An 18,256-nucleotide genomic window follows, 5' to 3' on the forward strand; every position below is an offset into this window, starting at 1 on the left:
GAAACACCTTCACAATGAGAAAACCATTCAAAATTGGACAAAAAGAGTATAAATTCAAGAAGGACGCAGTTACGCATTATCGAACAATCCTAAACTCATACGACTTTGGACAATCATTGAACGATTCAGACTTTGACGACCTAATTGACCTTCTTGACTATGACTATTTTAATTATTTGGCAGACACTAAAACAGCAGAGGAAGTTATCGAAGAAGATATTCAGTTAGAACTCGAATTAACCGAAACTAACGAAAAAAGTGAAGTTGAGATTACAATTACTGATATAAAGGTTGCAAAAGTACAGTTCAACACAAAGTGCTTTGAAGTTATTTATAGCGACAAATCAAGTTGGTACATATCGTATTTGATGATAATAAATAACACCAAATACACGCCCGAAAAATTGTTTAATGTTGCTTGTCGAAACTCAATTTATAACGACATTCAAACTGTAAAACAAGATTATTTTGATAAAAACTCAGTCAAAGGACAAGTTAAATGCCAAGAAACAGGAATTTTATCAAAGTGGACTGAATTAGTCGTTGACCATAGACAACCGAATACATTTTCAATTATTGTTGACAGATTTAAGGAAGTGAACAAAATTGACTTGAACTCAATAGAATTTAAATCAAATGACCAAAACCATATTATTTTTGAAGATGACACATGGACAGAAAGTTTCAAACAGTATCATAAGGAAAAAGCAAGTTTAAGAATCGTTAGAACAGAATGTAATTCAAGTAGGACAAGCATGGCGAGAATTAAAAGGACGGCAAAGGACTTGACGATAGAATAACAAAAACGGCTGCCAACATGGGTTTTTGGCAAGTGGGGGCTGACGGAAGTAATTGAGCATTAGCAATTTTATTGTACAGTTGTTTCGGCGGACGGAAACCCATTGAACATTTGTAGGTGATTGAATCGCACGGGCGACCCCGATCAGTAATTTATATCGGCAGACGTTCGGGCAGACGAGTTTCAAATCCCCCACTTCGCCAAGCCCTGGCCGTCGTACAGGGTCTTCCGAAGGCAAACTGCATACTGAAAATAAAAGGCCGTCCGGGCGGGCGATCCCGTTTTTTACGGCCTGAAGACCCAATGCACCTTTTGGGAAACACATTCACATAGGACACAGGCTGTAACGTCCACTAGCCTCACGGCTATGGTGGAGACATAGACCACGGATTTAGTTTCTTCAGGCCAATGCAAAAGTTTAAACTATCAACCAATTTACTGCACTACCCCACTACTCCCCAACCCATACACCCGAAACGGCTTTCCATTGATTCCAACTACTAACTGATTTCCCACTACGCCCAGCCCGCGCACATCGCCCCGAAACGATAAGCCTGACTGTTTTTGGGTAAGGTAAGTAAAGCCGCCCTGCTTGTCATTCAAAAAAACCTGCCCGTAGTTGGCATCCATGGTTCCGATGCGGACCCGGCTGCGGCTTTGATTTCCGGCGGCAATCAAATCAGGGTAACCATCACCGTTGACATCCGCCGAAGCCAAGGCATACACTGGGGCGAACTGCACCTGCACGGGCAGCGGTTTCTGCTCGAATTTCCCACCATTATTTACCAAGTAAACGGTCGATAAAGTTGTGGCGGTCGATTTCTCGGCTGTCTTATCTTTGAATTCCCCCAGAATATCCTCCATCGTCGCCGTGGCGTACGATTCGTGCGTAACGTACTTTTTCTTGAAAACAATGAGTTGATCCGACAACTCGTCGCGGCTGTAGGCCGGATGGTTTTTGCCTTGAATGGCGTAGGACAAAATTGGGTCCAGTTTGCCGTTGTTGTCGAAATCTTCGGTGGAGAGCGTCATCGGAAAATCCGTGGACGCCTTCAACTGCGAATTCAGACCGTAGTTTCCCACGACTAGATCCATATCGCCGTCCTTATCGAAGTCTTCGGCGGCGATGCTTTGCCAGAAGCCCGTGAGTTTGCTTAGCTCGTCCTGGACGAGTGCAAAAGTACCGCGCTCGTTGTGCAGTCGGACGATGCCCGTCCATTCGCCTACGGCGACCAGATCTTCGTATCCGTCTTTATCATAATCCAAAGCGCATACATCGGTCAGCAAACCCAGCGTGGCGAACATGGGATTCTCCATGCTTGTGAACTTCCCATTGTTATTGCGGTACAAGCGGCTGGGGTTGTAGCGCGGGTAGTTGCCGGGTATCACCGAACCCGCCACGAAAATATCTGGGTCACCATCTTTGTCAAAATCCAAAACTACCGCCCGGCTGTCGGAGAAATTACCGCTGTCGATAGATTCGTAGTCTTTGGTGAAGTTTCCCGTGCCGTCGTTTTTGTACAGGCGGTTTTGCAGCATCAGGTCGTTGGGCAAGTATTCGTAGCCGCCGCTGACGACGAACAAATCCTGATCGCCATCACCATCGGCGTCAAAAAACACCGCGTCAGTATCGGTAGCGAGTTCATTTTCCTGAAAAACGGGCTGCGGTTTTTGGGTGAAAACTCCGCTCTCCTGTTGTAGCCAAAGCTGCCCCGGCTGGCCCTTGCCGCCGCCCAAGTACAAGTCTTCCAGGCCATCGCCGTTTACGTCGCCTTTGGCAATGCGCGGTCCCTGGTAAGAATACATATGTAACAGCAGAAGCTGGCGGTTGAAATCGTTCAGCGGCTGTTGCTGGTGTTCTGAAATGGTTTGGGTCAGGGTAAAAAGCGGCTTCGTGGCTGAAACAGGCTGAAAAGTACCTTCGTAATTGGGAGCGTAGTTTATTTTTACAAGCTGGTCAGCGGCTACGTTAGTAGCTTTTTGGATTTTCCCATCGGGCCATACAACTACCAGACTATCCAGCTTATTTTTTTTCCCCAACCCAAAATGCAGCGGCGCGGCCACACTACTTTGGAAACCATGCGTCGGTGTCAGGGAGCGGTACTGGCGAAGCGAATCGGCGAAGGCGTACACCTTCGCGCCGATGGCGCTTTGCCCGGAAGCGGCAGTCAAGTCTAGTGCCAGAAAATGCCCTTTCCCCTCATCCCGACTGAGGTTTTGGTAGAGGTACGCTCGCTCGTTGATGTTATTCGTCACGATTTCCAGATCACCATCATTGTCCAAATCCACCGAAATTGCCCCATTGGAAATGACGGGTGCCTCGAAGCCCCAGGCAGTTTGCTCGTTGGTGAAAGTCAGATTTTGGTTGTTTCTGAAAATGTAGTTTGGCGTTTTGGTAGAAGGCATTTGGGCGATAATTGCGCTCATATCCTGGGCGTTGTTCTGCCGCTCGTCGGCGTAGTACTTCATGAAGTCCATATTCGTGTAGTCGCGCAGGTACCCATTCGTTACGAACATGTCCTGATAGCCGTCGTTGTCGAAATCGGCCAAGATAGGCGACCAGCTCCAATCGGTATTCGACATGCCCGCCACCTGCCCCACCTCACTAAAAGTACCATCGCCGTTGTTGACTTGTAACATATTGCGCATGATTTCGGGGTGAAAGCCGTTCCGCAACATGGACAAGTACGCCTCGTAGCGGTCGGGGCCGAAGAGGAGTTTCTGCCGCTTGTTGTCCTCAGGCAGCATGTCGGTCGTCACGATGTCGGGTAGCAGGTCGTTGTTGATGTCGCCGATGTCGTTACCCATCGAGAAGTAGCTGGTGTGGCCCGTCGTTTCATCTATAATATCAGAAAAAGTACCATCCTGCTTATTGACATAAAAATAATCGCTCTCGATGTAGTCATTCGATACATAGATGTCCGGCCAGCCATCGCCGTCGAGGTCGGCGACGTGGACGCCCAGGCCGAAGCCGATAGGATTGCCCTTGATGCCCGCTTCGGCGCTCACGTCGGTGAACTTACCGTCGTCGTTGCGCATTAAGCGGTCACCCGCCAGCGTATCGCGCATGGCGTGGACGGCCTGCACGTCGAAGCGGTTGAAATCCTTCACGTTATGATTGAGCACATAGGCATCGAGGTCGCCGTCGCGATCGTAGTCGAAAAAGGTAGTTTGGGTAGTGAAGGTATTCAGGTCGAGTTTGTACTCGGCTGCCTTTTCACTGAAAGTCAGGTTTTTATTATTGATGTAAAGCTTATTTTTACGCAAAGCAGGGTTATCCACATTCCCTGAGACAGACACATAAATGTCCAGCCAGCCGTCTCCGTTGAGATCCACAACGGTCACGCCCGTTTTCCATTCACCGTTCCAGCTGATGCCCGCCTGCTCGGTGATGTCCTCAAACGCCAGTTGACCTTTGTTCAGATACAGCCTGTCCGGTCCCTGGTTAGCCGTAAAGTACAGGTCGGTAAGGCCGTCGTTGTTGAAGTCGCCCGCCGCCACGCCGCCGCCGTTGTAGAAGTACTCGTAGTTAAGGACGTTGTCTTTTTCGGTTTCCTGGATCGTATTGATAAAGTCAATTCCGGTGTCTTCTTCGGATAACAATTTGAAAATGCTATCGGAATCGTCGGACTTGCAGCCGAATGTCGCTAACAGAATAAAAATGCACGGCCACGTTCTTTTCATGCAGTGGTAAGGATACTGTTTGTTCTTTAGGCCAGCGGATACCCTTCCTCAGACAGGTATTCAGCAATATTGAACGTAATTCCGTTCACTACTTCCACATCATTAGCCCAGTCCATGGTCTGCCAGTTTGCGTTGGGGGTCGCTACTGTTACTTTTCTGGATTGGGTGGTGATCCAAATCACCTTTTCTGCTCCAAAATCAAGGAGTTTTTGTGTTTTTGTAAAAAGGTAGGTGTTAGGATGCATATCGGCTGGGTCAGCAGCTACGTCCACCTCGATCACTACTTTGGGTGGAACATCAGCGTAATGCACATCCATGTCGGTTATGGGAATTGCGCCTTTATCAAAAATGACGATGTCACCCGCTAGGTTGTTCCTTTTATCCAGATGGATTCCCAGCTCGCTGGTCAATAACCTGAAATCCGAACCTTTCAGCAGACCGCCAAGTAGAATGACTAAGTGGGTAATTATCAATGATTGCAACTTACTCGATCCCATAATTTCTGAAAACTGCTTTTTACCCGCCAAAACTTCCCGGTAGCCCTTGTAATGGATAGGGGTTCCGTCTATGATTTCATAAATCATGTACTCAGGAATTTTAGCGCGGAGTTTCCTGGTATAATTGCCTGACTTGGTCGCTATCATATCGCACGTTTTTGGATAAGACCAAATATAAACAAAAAAAGACGCCCCCGCTCGAAAGCCAGGGCGCCTTTTACTTAGATGCGCGTGACAAACGCGCCATCCGAAGGTTCGCGTAAAAAACGCAAACCAGTAATTACTTCTTTACATCCCACCACATGCGGGTGGTCAGCAGATCGGGTCCCTGGCGGGCGATGGCTTCCTTGTAGCTGGCGGGATTGCTTCCCACTTCGTCCTCGTAATAGCGAAGTCGGCGCGGAATTGTGCCGTTGGTTTCGTTAGCGGGGTCGTTGGTAGGCACCAGCTTGGGGTAGCCCGTGCGGCGGTAGTTGGCCCAGGCCTCGATGTGGTTGAGGTAAGTGGCCATCCAGTACTGCTCGCCGATGAGTTCCAGCTTGCGCTCGGGGCCCGCAGCGGCAAAGCCCAGGCCATCGATAAATTTGGTAATAACGGCATCCGACGGAACGTCCACACCGAAGGCAGCCCACGACTTAATGGCACCTTCCACACCCTTGCGGAAATGCGTCGTAGCGTCCGAACTCACCCAGCCTTTGAGGGCGGCCTCAGCCAGCATCAACTCCGTCTCAGCGTAAGAAAGCAAAGGAGTGGGGTCGTCCAAATCCGTGATGGCCGGATTGATAAAGCTGAAATTATGAATCGTCGTGAAATCAGGATAGATGGTCTTGATCGTCGTACTCGTGTAGCCGTTGGGCAAGCCACGCTGCTTGGAGGGGTCGGTGATCCAGGTACTTTTGTCGTAGGGGTTGCCCACGCCGCCGATGATAATCATCTTACGGGGATCGTTCGTTTTATTCATAAAATCCACCAGCGTTTTGCTCACCTTAGCGTTGTTGTCGCCCCCGCCGCCAGCCGCGTTTGATAATGCCAGCGAAGTGCCGTTGTAGTTGATACCGCCGCCGTTGCCAAGTACCTGTTTCATAAAGGCATTTGAAGCGTTAGAGTCGATGGGCCCTTTGCCTGCGGCCTCAGTAAATACCGTTTTAGCGGTAGCCGGATCGACGTTGCTCATCCGCAACGCGATGCGCATCAGCAGCGAGTTGGCAAACTTCCGCCACTTGGCGTAGTCGCCCTTATACAGTACATCCTGCTCACCCAACGCCCGCGCCGAAGGCGAGAAAGCGTCACGCGCCTGCTTGATATCGGCGATGAGCATCATATAGACCTCCTTTTGGGGATCATACTTAGGAAACCAGTTTTCGGCCCCCACCAGTCCGCGCCCGGCCTGGGCATAAGGAATGTCGCCGTAGATATCCGTCATGCGGTGCAGATCGAAAGCCCGCATGATCTGGGCTGCTGCGAAGGTATTAGCCGATTCGGGCTTGCCCTTTGTGCGATCCACTACCTCGGTCAGCGTCTTGATCGCGCCCGGATAGTGAGCTTCCCAGTAAGCGCCGCTGTACTGGGCATTGTAATAGTACTTGTCGCCGCTCCAGTACCCGGCCGTTGTAGCGTTATGCTGAACCATGGTTGAGCTGTAAATCAGATTGGCCCTCCACGATTCGTAGCGATCGCCCGCCACCTGCAACATTCCCAGCGACATCAAATATCGCATGTCGATGTTGGTAGAGGCGTTTTTGTTCACGTTCAAATCCACGAGTTCGTCCTCGTTGCAGGCGTTGAGCGTCAGGATGGACAGGAGTATGAGGCCTGTGGTTTTTATGTGTCTTTTCATAATCAATGATAGAATGAGTGAATTTTGAATGATAGAATGAATAAAAAATCAAAATTTATTCACTCATTCTATCATTCAAAATTAAAAAGTTGCCGATAAGTTAAATCCAAGGTTCCGCGTGGTGGGCAGGGAGAAATATTCCAGGCCCTGCGAGTTGCCGCTGGCGGTATAGCCGCTTTCGGGATCGACGTTCGGAACGCTCGACCACAGAAGCAGTAGGTTACGGCCCACCGCCGACAGCTTCACGGAGCTAAGGGGCGTCTTGTCAAGCAAACGGCTGGGGATGCTGTAGCCGATAGACAATTCGCGCAGTTTGCCGAAAGAACTGTCGTAGATGAAGTTCTCCGTAATCTGATTGTAGCGCGAGTAGTACAGTTGCAGTCTGTCGCGCTTGATGTTCCAGGTTTTGGCCTCGCCCGCCTCATTGACACCCGATACCACCAGGTCGCCATCGCGGCCAGGAAGCGTACCTTTGTGCAATCCAACGCCGTACAGGCCTAAATTAGTACCCGACATCATGCTGCCGCCCTCCCGCATATCGATCAGGAAGCTCACGTTGAAGCCTTTATAGGTAAAGTTGTTGGAAAGACCCGCACTGATTGGATGGCGTCCCAAAGCAATTTGCTGAAAATCGCCGCGCACGGGGGTGGCATAGACCGCCTTAGTGACGGGGTCGATTTCTTCCTTATATACCTTCTGGCCATTGATCTCTTTCTGCTTGTAGCCCGCAATGACGCCCAACTGCTGTCCGACGTAGTGGCGGATGCGCTCTTGCCGCGCCCGTGATTCGTCCAGGTTCAGAAACTCGATGGGATCGCCCGCCGCATTGGTACCCAGGCTGACGACGTTGGAGATGTTCCGGGCGAAGTTCAACGATAGATCCCAGCTGAAATCGCTGCGCTTGACCGGGCTTCCGGTCAAAAGGATTTCCACGCCCTTGTTTGTCAGCTCTCCGATATTGATAGAGGTGCTGCCGTAGCCGGAAGTACCCGAAATCGAGGTGTTCAGGATGTCATCCCTGGTGTTACGGTTATAGACGGCCAGATCGAGTCCCAGGCGATTCTGGAAGAAGCGCAGATCCACACCGAATTCCGTTTCAGTGGAAACGTAGGGTTTCAGCGCGTTATTAGGAATAGAGCCGTTGTTGATCGATCCCAGAATGGCCCCATCATGTTGATAACCGCGTAGTCCGTAAGTAAGGTTGTTGGAGTAAGGATCGGGAGCACCGCCACCCACCTGCGCCCAGGACGCCCGGACTTTGCCGAAGGTCAACCAGGTAGGCATCGTTCCAATGGCCTCCGAAAAGACGAAGCTCAAGCCTACCGAGGGATAAAGAATCGTATTGTTATCCCGCGAGAGCGTCGAGAATTGATCCTGACGGGCTGTGACATTCAGGAACACGTAGTTATTGAACCCGATGTTAGCCGAGCCAAAGACGGAATTGATTCCGAATTCGGAAAATCCGTAACCGTACGTTTGGTTGGCTACGTTGTTCACACTGCCGAAGAATGGAATATTGAGGCCATTGCCCCCAATCCGCGCCGACTCGTTGGAGCGCCGCATCCGATTACCACCCAGCAAGATGTCCGCCGAGAACTTCCCGAAGTTTTTATTCGCGCCGATGAACAAATCGAGGTTGTTTTCCCGAATGGAGTTATTGGTGAGGTTGTAATCGCCTGTGGCTTTGTAAGCCGTACCGTATGGTTCCGATGATTCAAAGCGACCCGAAATGTAATCAGTACCTACGCGTCCCTGTACATACAGCCAGTCGGTGATATTGTATTTCAGCGAGGCATTACCAAAAAAGCGGTTCTTGCTGTCGAGCCGCAGAAACTGATAGGCGGCCCAGTAAGGATTGGTGGCAAAATTGTTGCCCTGGTACTTCAACTCGGTTCCGTCTTCCAGCGCACCCAGCTTATCGGTTGTCCCCTTGAAGGTATCGAAGCTAAGGTTAGGTGCTTTTGTGATGATCGTGTAGTTGGCGTTACCGGGCGAATCGGAAAGGCGCGGGCGGTTCTTGGCACTTTCGGTGGAGTACTGGCCGCTAACGACCATTTCCAGTTTTCCAAACTTGCCGTTCATGTTGCCGTTAAATGTCGTACGGTCGAAGCCACTATTGGGCATAATATCCTCGTTGTCGAGGTTGGATGCCGAAAAACGGAAGCTACCGATCTGGTTGCTGCCAGCCAAAGCCAGCGTATTGGTCCAGGTGCGGCCCGTGCGGTAGAAGTCGTTGAGACCCTCACCCGTGGCGACGTAGGGTCGTGAAACACCGTCGAACTGCACGACGCTGGAACCATCCAGTTTGCCCCCCCAAGAGCTGTTGCCGAAGTCGAGTGCTTCTTCCTTCGTAGTGGGAGCTACGCCTTGGTTGCCCACGCCGTACTGCTGCTGCAGGTCGGTGCGGTCGATGGCGCGGTCGACCGTGAAGTTGGAGTTGAAAGAAACGCCCAAACCCTTGGTACCTTTACCCGTCTTGGTGGTAATGAGGATGACGCCGTTGGCGGCCCGTGAGCCGTAAAGGGCCGAAGCCGTGTTGCCTTTCAGTACCGAAATGGAAGCGATGTCGTCGGGATTGATCGATGAAAGTCCATCGCCGTTGTCGTTGCCGCCCCACATTCCTGCGCTGCCCTGGTTGGAGTTGTCCATCGGTACGCCATTGATGACGTAAAGGGGCTGGTCGTTGCCGCCCAGCGAAGAGCCACCCCGAATAACGACCCGGCTCGTACCCGCCGCACCCGTTGTGGGGGACGATACGTTCACGCCCGCAATCTTGCCCGTCAGGGCATTACCGACGTTGATTGTCCGCGATTCGGTCAGCTTGTCGCCGCCGATTTGCGTGACCGAATAGCCGAGTGCCTTCTTCTCTTTCTCCATTCCGAAGGCCGTCACGACCACTTCTCCGAGCAGGTTATCGTCAGGAGTCAATTCTACATTGACAATATTGCTGTTGCCAATGGTAACATCTTTCGACTGATAGCCGATGTAGCTGTAAGTGAGTGTAGTACCTTTATTTGCCGCGATGCTGTACTCCCCCTTGTTGTTAGTCGTAGTGCCTCGAGTCGTGCCTTTCACGACGATGTTGACTCCGTAGAGTTCTCCGGCTCCCGCTTCGGTGACCTTGCCCGTAATCGTCATGTCCTGCGCGGAAACGACGGTCGAGCAAAACGTCAGCAAGAGCAGGATTTTCCAGTGCTGTAGTGCTTTTTTCATAAGAATTAATAGATTGGTTGTAAAATTTTGATTAATTAATCAGATAATTCAAATATAAGATTTTTTATCCGAACACTGTTCAAAGCTTTTTAAATTTTTTAATTAATGAGAATTTCAGGATCAACCTTACGAGAAAAGCCGTACAAAGCCCCTCCCTATTTCAGCTTCTCAAAAAGCCTCAACAACTCAGCCACGATCTTGCGTGAAGCTTCCTTCTCCACTTTGTTGGTGCTCAACCAGGTTTCATATCCGCCCAGTTCGTGCTGTTCGGGCGTGGGCAGGTAGCCGTAGCCGCCGTTGGCCAGTTCAATGGTGAAAGCCGGCTTAAAGGGACTCTTGGCCTTGATTTCCAGTCCTGTTTGCGTGAAAGTCTCGAAGGGAATGGTCGCCACACCCAGCTCACCGATGCGAAAGGCTTGCAAAATGACGGTGATGTTTTCAGGCCATTCGGCCATTTGAAGCGTCCGCTGCGCGTAGGTTTTTTCCAGCTTGTGGTTGACTGGAGCGCTGTCAGGACGGTCGAGTACGGCCTGCGCCCATTGCGACTCTTCGGCGTTGGGGCGGCGCACGGCCAGCGTCAGCTCCGACTGCGCTCCTTTGAGCGGCACCCATTCCTGGTACTTTATAGTTTTGTGCACCCGCATCACCTCTGCCGCCACATCGTTGGCCACGATTCGCATCTTCTCGTAGTGGGGTAGTTTTTCCGGCTTGCCCCGAAAGTTGATGTTATTGACGTCGCCCGAGGTACCGTTGGAAAGGATGCCCACAAAGGGCGGATCCTGGCGGTCGGCTTTCAGGAGTTCCTGAATGCGGTCGGCGAACATGCCGAAGTAGTCGGCCGAGATGGCATCGTCAGGTAGTCCGCCCACGTAGTGTAGGGAGTAGTTGGCCAGCAGGGCGATGGGCTTGCCCGCCACCGACTGAACAGAAATAAACGAAACGCCGGGATCGGTTGGCCCGGCGGGTTCGAGCAGATTGGGGTTGCCCACACCGGGATTCATCACCGCCACGTCGCTCTTACCGAAGGGATTGATTGTCGGGGTGCCGGGTTTCATTTTCCAGCGACGGTTGAAGACGTGCTGCGGCACACTGCCCACGCCCCAGCCGATTTTGGCAGGTTCCAGGTTGTTGAGAGCGATGCGCACGCCATCAGCGATGCGTTGGGCCAGGAAAGCCTGGTAGCCGTCGAGCGGTTCGTCGGTGTGCCAGCCCCGCCGACGCTTGCCCTTGCCCCCGGCACTGATGCCCGAATGCGTGTGGGTGGCGGCCATTAGCATCTTGTCCACCGGCAACCCGGTGGCTTCGTTGACCATTCGCTTAGCCTCGTCGAACACCTCGCGGTTAATCGAGACATTGTCGCAAAGCACGAAAACCAGCCTGGTTTCGCCGTCGTCCAGGGCCAAACTACGGACGTTTAACTGATCGTGGATGTGCGTGGCGGGCGGCGGAGTGCCATAGTTGCCTACGATGCCCTCGCCCAGCGGCGGGGTGATGTTGCTGATGGAAGCCCCGGCCCGGAATACTTTGGTTTGAGCGGAGCTTACGCTCAATCCAACTAAAATCCATAAAAAGCCAAGCAGGAAAATCATGCGGCTGGTTGGTTCTTGAGATGCGGGGTTTAGCATAGCAGTAAGGAATTAGGGAGTAATAAAATCTTTTCTACAAAGCCACCACCTGCCCCGTCCGCACCGATTCGTCGCAGGCGAAGGCGATGCGCAGACTGTTCACGGCATCGGCCATGTGGTCGGTGAGGTCGGTATTTTCGCGAATGGCTTTCAGGAAATAGAGCTGCTCGCGGTCGCAAAGTCCCTGGTGGTCGGGTTCGTCGGTCAGGTTGATCCAGGTGTCTTCTTTGGCAAACTTATCGTCGCCATCGAGGTCCGCGTGATGGTAGCGAATCGATTCCGTCTTGGTGTGGGATTCGATGGAGGAAGATTTTCCCGCGCCACCCGCTTCTTTAGCCACAATCGACACCGATCCTTTTGGTCCGATCACGTCCTTGACAAAAAAGGCCGTTTCGCTGATCATCGGCCCCCACCCCGCCTCGTACCAGCCCACCGAACCGTCCTCGAAGCGAATCTGCAACTGTCCGTAGTTGTAGTTGCCCGCCGGAATATCCTCCGTCAGCCGCGCGCCAATGGCGTTGACCTGCACAGGCTTCGAGCGGGTCATCTGGCACATGACATCGATGTAGTGGACGCCGCAGTCCACGATCGGACTCAGACTTTTCATTAGGTTACGGTGCAGCGTCCACATGTCGGTTTGGCTTTGCTGGTTGAGGTTCATCCGCATCACCAGCGGCTTGCCCAGCTCGTGCGATAGTTCCACAAACTTCTCCCACGAAGGGTGATGCCGCAGGATATAGCCCACGACTAATTTCTTTCCGGCCTTGTTGGCCGCCGCCACGACGCGCTCCGCGCCTTCCACCGAATCAGCCACGGGCTTCTCAATGAAGACGTGGCAATCTTTCTCAAAAGATTTCACGGCAAATTCTTCGTGGGTGTCGGGGTAGGTCGAGATACAGACTGCGTCGGGTTGGGTGGCTTCCAGCGCTTTGTCAAAGTCGTTGTACAGCGTGTACTGGCCGCCCAGTTTGTCGTTCAGCCGCTCTTTGCTCTTGCCCGTCGAGACTAGTCCACAAATTTCGAAGCCGTCCAGATTGTGGTACGCCGTGGCGTGTGAGGCGCCCATATTGCCGCAGCCTACGACGAGGATGCGTAAGTTTTTTTTCTGATCACTCATGTTGTTAGGTTGTAGATTTTTGGGTTAAAAAAATGCGGCCATATGCGTGGCCTTAGATTCAAGGCTGCGCGGCCTTCAATTTACTGAGAAGGTCGTACAGCGTTTTGGTGATTTTCGGCGAAGCGTCCACTTCCAGGTAGCTGGATCGCGCCCGCCAGGTTTCATAGCCGCCCAGCCGATGGTGTTCGGGTGTAGGCAGATAGCCGTTGTAGCCATTGGCCAGCGAAATAGTGAAAGTGGGCTTGAAAGGGCTTCTCTCCTTCAATTCCAGCCCTATTTCCACAAAAACCTCGCAGGGAATGGCAGTAATCGCCAAATCACCCAGTCGGAACGCCTGCAAAATGATGGCTACTTGGTCGGGGTACTCTTTGATAAGCGTCGTTTCGCGGGCGTAGATTTCCTCCCGAGACACCATGTTCGGCCCTTTGGCCGAGGCCACGATGTCGGTGGCGCGCTTCAATGCCTGGGCATCGGGCTTGCGCACGCCCAGCGAGATTTCGGTTTGCCGGGCGTCAAGCGAAATCCAATCTCGGTACTCGATCGTTTGATACACCTTATAGGCTTCCGCGGCGACTACATTGGCCACGGCCCGCATTTTCTCGTAGGGTTGGGCGGGTTTGGGTTTTTCGCCGCCAAAGTCGATGTTGTTGATGTTGCCGCTTGTCCCGTTAGACATCATCGCCACGAAGTCAGGGCCGGGCCCCGCTGGGACGGGACCATCTGAATGCAACAACTGCTGCATCCGCTCGGCGAACATACCATAGTAATCCGCCGAAACTTCTCCCTTACCCGTACCACCCACGTAATGCAGCGAGTAGTTGGCCAGCAACGCCACCGGACGACCTTCGGGCGTCTGCACCGAAATGACCGGAATCTCCGGGTCGATGGGCCCGGCAGGTTCGAGCAGGTCGGGGTTTCCTACGCCAGGATTCATTTTCACTTTGTCTTCCGTCCCAAACGGGTTGGGCATCGCTGCGCCGGGCTTCATCCGCCAGCGGCGGTTGAACACTTGCGACGATTCGTGGCCCACGCCCCAACCGATGCGGGCGGGCGCCAGGTTATTGTTGGCCCGGATGACCGCGTCGGCGATGCGTTCGGTCAGGAATTTGGTGTAGTCCGCGTCCGGGTCGCTCTGAAACACCGAACAGGCGGTTCCGGCGGAATGGGTGTGGGTGGCGGACATCATCATGCGCTCCACCGGAATCTTGGTGACCGACTGCGCGCGCTGCTTGGCGGCGTCCAGGATTTCGCGCGAAACCATGCACAGATCCGAAACGACAATGACCAGGCGGGTAGTACCGTCGTCCAGCACCAGGGCGCCGGCGCGGGTTTCGTCGTGGATGCCCGTGATGGTGATGTCCTGCATACTACCATTGATGGAGCTGCCGATTCGGGGCGTGATGTTGCTGATAGCTGCTCCGGCGCGAAAGACTTTGGTCTGCGCCCAAGCGTCGCTGACTATTAAAAGGCTGGCTCCCAGGCAAAACGCGTGGAGAAAGCCCGTGGCATAGGTTTTGCTTTTGATGTATTTCATGCTTCTTGGCGTTCACCGTTTTTGAATTTTTTCAAAAAAATCACTGACTACCCTGCTTCAAAAATGCGATGAGTTCCGCCAGTTCGTCGCGGGTCATGGTTTGCTCCAAACCTTCGGGCATGAGCGACAGACCAGAATTGGATAACGTCTTGATATTTTTGCGCAAGACCGCTTCTTCCGTACCAAAGGCCGTTTTCAGCGTCAGCCCGTTGTCGGTTTCGGCCAGCAGCCAGCCCGACAATGACCGTCCGTCGTTGGTCTCCACCGCGATGGCCTGGTAGGCGGGTAGTACCTCGTAGTTGGGTACCAGAATGTGCAGCAGCAGCGCGTCGGCGGGCTGATTGCGCACTCCGGTCAAGTCGGGACCCACTTGGCCACCTTTTCCGGCATAAGTGTGGCAAGCCGAGCAGGAGCGCTCGAAAACTACCTTTCCTGCCCCAGCGTCGGCGGTTTGGCTCAAAATGGTCTTGTAGTCCTGATAAATTTTCATGCGCCCTCCGCCTTCCAGTTCCCGGAAAAGTTCTTCGGCTGAAGTGCTGATCTTCGGGTCTTTGCTTTTCATAAGCCGCTGCCGATCCATCGAGGTTATTTCGGCGGCCCCGATCACGCCCCGCCGGATGGCCGCAAAAAGTACCTCGGTGAAGGCAGGCTTCGAGACCATCGCCGCCACGACGGCTGATTTTACCTGCGGCGTGTAGTGCGACCAAATGTCTTTTTGGGTCAGAAAGGTCGCCCCACGCGCGTCGCCCAAACGCGTGAGAGCGACGATGGCCGCCAGTTGTAGTTCCGGCGGGTGGCGGGCGTCGGTGAGTTCTTGCAACGTTTGGTGGCTTTGGCCGTAATCCGTGTAGCCCAGTAAGGCCGCCGCCGTCCCGCGCGACCGGGCGGACAAGCCAGGGTCGGCGGCGCGGCGGGAGGTTTGGGCAATGAAATGACTGAGCGACTGCTTTTCGGGTACGGCGGGATCATCTCCCAAAATAGCCAGCAGCTTTTTAGGCGAAGCGCTTTCCGAAGCAGCCCGGCGACTTACGCCCTCGGCCAGGCCGAGCATGGTGGCAATTCTCCATTCGTAGTCTCCCTTGGCGGTGAGCATTTCTTTCAGCAGGGCGCGGCAGTCGGCCAGCGCAGCCCCGTTGCCGAAGAGTTGCCCCAAATCCTGCATCACCGCCGAGAAGGCCACCGGATCGGGCTGCGGCTGACGACGGAATTCTTGCAAAAACTCGGGCAGACGATCACCAATTCCACTCAACACGGCGGCTCGCGCCCAGCGGTCACCACCGTCTTTGGCCGCAATTTTTGCCAGAGCGGGAACCACACCCTCGCCCGCCAGCGAACCGAGCGCCAAAGCACCGTTGAAGCGCACCCGCATCGCCGGATCAGCGGCGGTAGCGGTGAGAAGCGGCAGGAGTTCAGGCTGTGTTTTGGCCAAAGCACCCGCCAACGTTACGGCCTGCTCGCGGACGCCAGTCTCCTTATCTGTCAAGGCTCTTCGTAAAGTCGCCGCGTCAAGATCTTCGCTGCCCCACAGCAGCCATAGCGCCAATCCGCGCGACTCGGGAAACTTGGCATCGGCCACTACTTTTTTCAGCAGAGAAATAGCCGACGGATTCCTTTGTTCGAGCAGCAAGCGGTGAGCCGTCCGCCGCTCCCACTCCTCCGGCGATTGCAGCGCCTGAACCAATTTTACAGGAGAATCGAAAGCTGTCTTTTGTCCATAAGACAGAGTCTTATCAATAAAATCCTCGCGCACGATGCGGTAAATCCGCCCATCCGTCTTGCCACTCTCAAAATCCAGCCGGGGCCGGGCTTCCTCCGGGACGTAGGACGGATGGTCTATCACCTTTCGGTGCATGTCAGCCAGGTACAGCGCCCCCTCCGGGCCGTGTTGTAGAAAAACCGGGCGGAACCACTCGTCGGTTGAGGCCAGGAACTCTCGCCCTTCGTCAGCGGGAGCAGATTGAAACGAAACGCCCGCCGGACGCACCACCTGCCGCTGCACCAGATTTTGCGCCGACTCGCAGATGAACGCATTTCCCTGGTGGGCAGCCGTCAGGCCGCTGCCGTTATAGACCATCACGCCGCTCGCAGCGGTGAAAGTACCCGTGTGCGACAGCCCCATAAGTTTGGGGATAAAATCGGCCGAGGTAATCGCCCCGCTGATGGGATGCACTGTGGCCTCAGCCTCGGCTCTGGAAACGTCCTGGATAGTTTCGGTGAATAGCAGGTTCGGATTGCGGCGTAGTTGCTGGGGTTCCAGCACGATTTGCTGCACGGGATGACGATTGGAACAGCCGAAGCGGCGACCGAAGGCATCGAACGTGAGACCAAACTGGCTGCGTCCGCCTGTGGTTTCGAAGGCAAACGTCTCGGGATCGAAGCGCCCGTCGGCGGGCGAGTAGGCCACCGCCGAACGGCTGGGGTGGAGGGGAGAGCGCACCTCGCCGCTATTCAGTCCGCTGGTGACGTACACCATTCCGTCCGGCCCGAGCGTCGGGTGGCTGACCCGCAGTTGCCCGGTGCGGCTGTCGCTGAAACCCGTCAGCACCACCTGTTTCACATCAGCGACGCCATCGCCGTTGGTGTCTTTGAAGTAGTAAATATCCGGGGCGCAGGTCACGAACACACCGCCCTTCCAGGGAAGCAGACCGTTGGGGTACGTCAGCCCGGTCACAAATTCGGAACGGTGGTCATACTTTCCATCGCCGTCGGTATCGGTGAGCAGCGCCACGCGGCCCAGACGGTCGGGCGCGCCGCCCTCGGCGGGATCGGGGTAGCCTCGGTCTTCCACGACGTACATCTGATAGTTTTCATCAAAAGCCAGAGCCACGGGATCGACTACCAGCGGCTCAGCGGCGATCAGTTCGATGCGCAGGCCCGGTTCGAGTTGGAAGCTTTCCAGTGCTTTTTGCCAACGGCTGGAATCCGGGGCTAAATAAGCGGACACCTCACGTGGAGCAGGATTTCGACCTCCCGCCAGCAGTAGCAGAAAGACCAGGGGAATCGTAAGAAATCTGCCGAAGTATTGCGTCATTACCAGATTTTTGAAAGATCAAGAAACATTCTCGGAAAGAGCGTGAACTAACTTCTACTTGCGCACCAAAGGCGTCATTTCCACTTTTCTAACGAAAATTTCCGCCCCTTCGGACTGAATCTGAATGCGTCCTTTGGCGGGCTTCACGTGCAAAGCGTGGTTGGCCAGCCCACCGTTGACAAAGTAATAGACCTCCTCCCCTATCGCCAGAATCCTGATCCGGTTCCACTCGCCCAGCGGTTTGTCGAGATCTTTTGCGCCGCGAAAACCCTTCACATCCTTCCAGGTCGGGTCGCGGCCGTACCAGTTGATGCGCCCGCGGTGAATCGAGACGGTATCGCCGTCGGGCTTAAAGTAATAGGGCGCTTTGGCCGCTGAAACTACCGGGCTAGTCATGGCAAAATCATCCGAACCGTCGCCAACTACCAGAAAATCGCCCGTGCCGCCTTCGATAATTTGGCACTCGATGGCGTGCATCCAGTTGCCCGCGTAGGCCCCGTCCTTACCCACCGAGTGAATGAACACGCCGTTGTCGCGGGCGGCATCCGCGCGGGGTGCGTGGGTGGCGTTGCCCCATTTGTATTCGAGAGTCAGCTCGTAGTTTTCGTATTCGCGCTCGGTAGTTAGGCTACCAAACTCCGCCCCCGTAATGTGGAGGACGCCGTTGTCGAGCGTAAAAACGTGGTCGGGGTCCCGGTCGCGGCCCTGGTCGTGCAGGAAGGTGTACCAGCCGTCGAAGTTTTTCTCGCTGAGCAGCAGGGTAGTTTGCTGGCGCTGCCAGCCGTGGTTTTTCAGGATTTGCCTGGGGGTTTGGGCGTGGGCAGTGAGGGTTGAGAAAGCAAAGATTGTGAAGCGGGCGAAAGTGGAAATGACGCTGTATTTCATGGAAATAACTATTTTTGGGAGTTACAGGAAGGCG

The 18,256-nt window shown here is 53.9% G+C and carries 10 protein-coding genes; 1 reads left to right on the forward strand and 9 read right to left on the reverse strand.

The features are described 5' to 3' along the window. A partial coding sequence (locus ACEW8P_RS10750; protein ID WP_373513084.1) for a DUF3223 domain-containing protein occupies positions 1-800 on the forward strand: 800 nt, incomplete at its 5' end. A 434-nt stretch (positions 801-1,234) separates the two neighbouring features. Here ACEW8P_RS10750 and ACEW8P_RS10755 read toward each other — a convergent pair. From ACEW8P_RS10755 to ACEW8P_RS10795, 9 genes are all read right to left on the reverse strand, one after another. After that, entirely contained in the window at positions 1,235-4,483 is a 3,249-nt protein-coding gene (locus tag ACEW8P_RS10755) for a VCBS repeat-containing protein (protein ID WP_373513085.1), read from the reverse strand. A 26-nt stretch (positions 4,484-4,509) separates the two neighbouring features. Further along, positions 4,510-5,127 carry a Uma2 family endonuclease gene (locus ACEW8P_RS10760; RefSeq protein WP_373513086.1) on the reverse strand — a complete coding sequence of 206 codons (618 nt, stop codon included), beginning with the start codon at positions 5,125-5,127 and terminating at the stop codon, positions 4,510-4,512. Positions 5,128-5,260: 133 nt separating this feature from the next. After that, positions 5,261-6,817 carry a SusD/RagB family nutrient-binding outer membrane lipoprotein gene (locus ACEW8P_RS10765; protein WP_373513087.1) on the reverse strand — a complete coding sequence of 519 codons (1,557 nt, stop codon included), beginning with the start codon at positions 6,815-6,817 and terminating at the stop codon, positions 5,261-5,263. An 81-nt stretch (positions 6,818-6,898) separates the two neighbouring features. Further along, entirely contained in the window at positions 6,899-10,030 is a 3,132-nt protein-coding gene (locus tag ACEW8P_RS10770; protein WP_373513088.1) for a SusC/RagA family TonB-linked outer membrane protein, read from the reverse strand. Between the two features lie 155 nt (positions 10,031-10,185). Further along, complete coding sequence (locus ACEW8P_RS10775; protein ID WP_373513089.1) at positions 10,186-11,655, reverse strand: hypothetical protein; 1,470 nt, start codon at positions 11,653-11,655, stop codon at positions 10,186-10,188. Between the two features lie 34 nt (positions 11,656-11,689). Continuing rightward, complete coding sequence (locus ACEW8P_RS10780; protein ID WP_373513090.1) at positions 11,690-12,772, reverse strand: Gfo/Idh/MocA family protein; 1,083 nt, start codon at positions 12,770-12,772, stop codon at positions 11,690-11,692. Positions 12,773-12,830: 58 nt separating this feature from the next. Continuing rightward, positions 12,831-14,306: a neutral/alkaline non-lysosomal ceramidase N-terminal domain-containing protein gene (locus tag ACEW8P_RS10785; RefSeq protein ID WP_373513091.1), complete on the reverse strand. Its 1,476-nt coding sequence runs from the start codon at positions 14,304-14,306 to the stop codon at positions 12,831-12,833. A gap of 40 nt (positions 14,307-14,346) precedes the next feature. Then, positions 14,347-17,337, reverse strand: coding sequence for a PVC-type heme-binding CxxCH protein (locus ACEW8P_RS10790; protein WP_373513092.1), 2,991 nt, complete (start codon positions 17,335-17,337; stop codon positions 14,347-14,349). A gap of 54 nt (positions 17,338-17,391) precedes the next feature. Beyond that, positions 17,392-18,222, reverse strand: coding sequence for a DUF1080 domain-containing protein (locus tag ACEW8P_RS10795; protein ID WP_373513093.1), 831 nt, complete (start codon positions 18,220-18,222; stop codon positions 17,392-17,394). Positions 18,223-18,256 lie beyond the last annotated feature (34 nt).

The organism is Persicitalea sp., assembly GCF_041751555.1.
In the GTDB taxonomy this organism is placed as follows: Bacteria; Bacteroidota; Bacteroidia; order Cytophagales; family Spirosomataceae; genus Persicitalea.

What these genes read in the sequence shown, in the direction of transcription:
- ACEW8P_RS10755 (WP_373513085.1), bottom strand. Translation starts at nt 4,483, where the DNA reads ATGAAAAGAACGTGGCCGTGCATTTTTATTCTGTTAGCGACATTCGGC.
- ACEW8P_RS10760 (WP_373513086.1), bottom strand. Translation starts at nt 5,127, where the DNA reads ATGATAGCGACCAAGTCAGGCAATTATACCAGGAAACTCCGCGCTAAA.
- ACEW8P_RS10765 (WP_373513087.1), bottom strand. Translation starts at nt 6,817, where the DNA reads ATGAAAAGACACATAAAAACCACAGGCCTCATACTCCTGTCCATCCTG.
- ACEW8P_RS10770 (WP_373513088.1), bottom strand. Translation starts at nt 10,030, where the DNA reads ATGAAAAAAGCACTACAGCACTGGAAAATCCTGCTCTTGCTGACGTTT.
- ACEW8P_RS10775 (WP_373513089.1), bottom strand. Translation starts at nt 11,655, where the DNA reads ATGCTAAACCCCGCATCTCAAGAACCAACCAGCCGCATGATTTTCCTG.
- ACEW8P_RS10780 (WP_373513090.1), bottom strand. Translation starts at nt 12,772, where the DNA reads ATGAGTGATCAGAAAAAAAACTTACGCATCCTCGTCGTAGGCTGCGGC.
- ACEW8P_RS10785 (WP_373513091.1), bottom strand. Translation starts at nt 14,306, where the DNA reads ATGAAATACATCAAAAGCAAAACCTATGCCACGGGCTTTCTCCACGCG.
- ACEW8P_RS10790 (WP_373513092.1), bottom strand. Translation starts at nt 17,337, where the DNA reads ATGACGCAATACTTCGGCAGATTTCTTACGATTCCCCTGGTCTTTCTG.
- ACEW8P_RS10795 (WP_373513093.1), bottom strand. Translation starts at nt 18,222, where the DNA reads ATGAAATACAGCGTCATTTCCACTTTCGCCCGCTTCACAATCTTTGCT.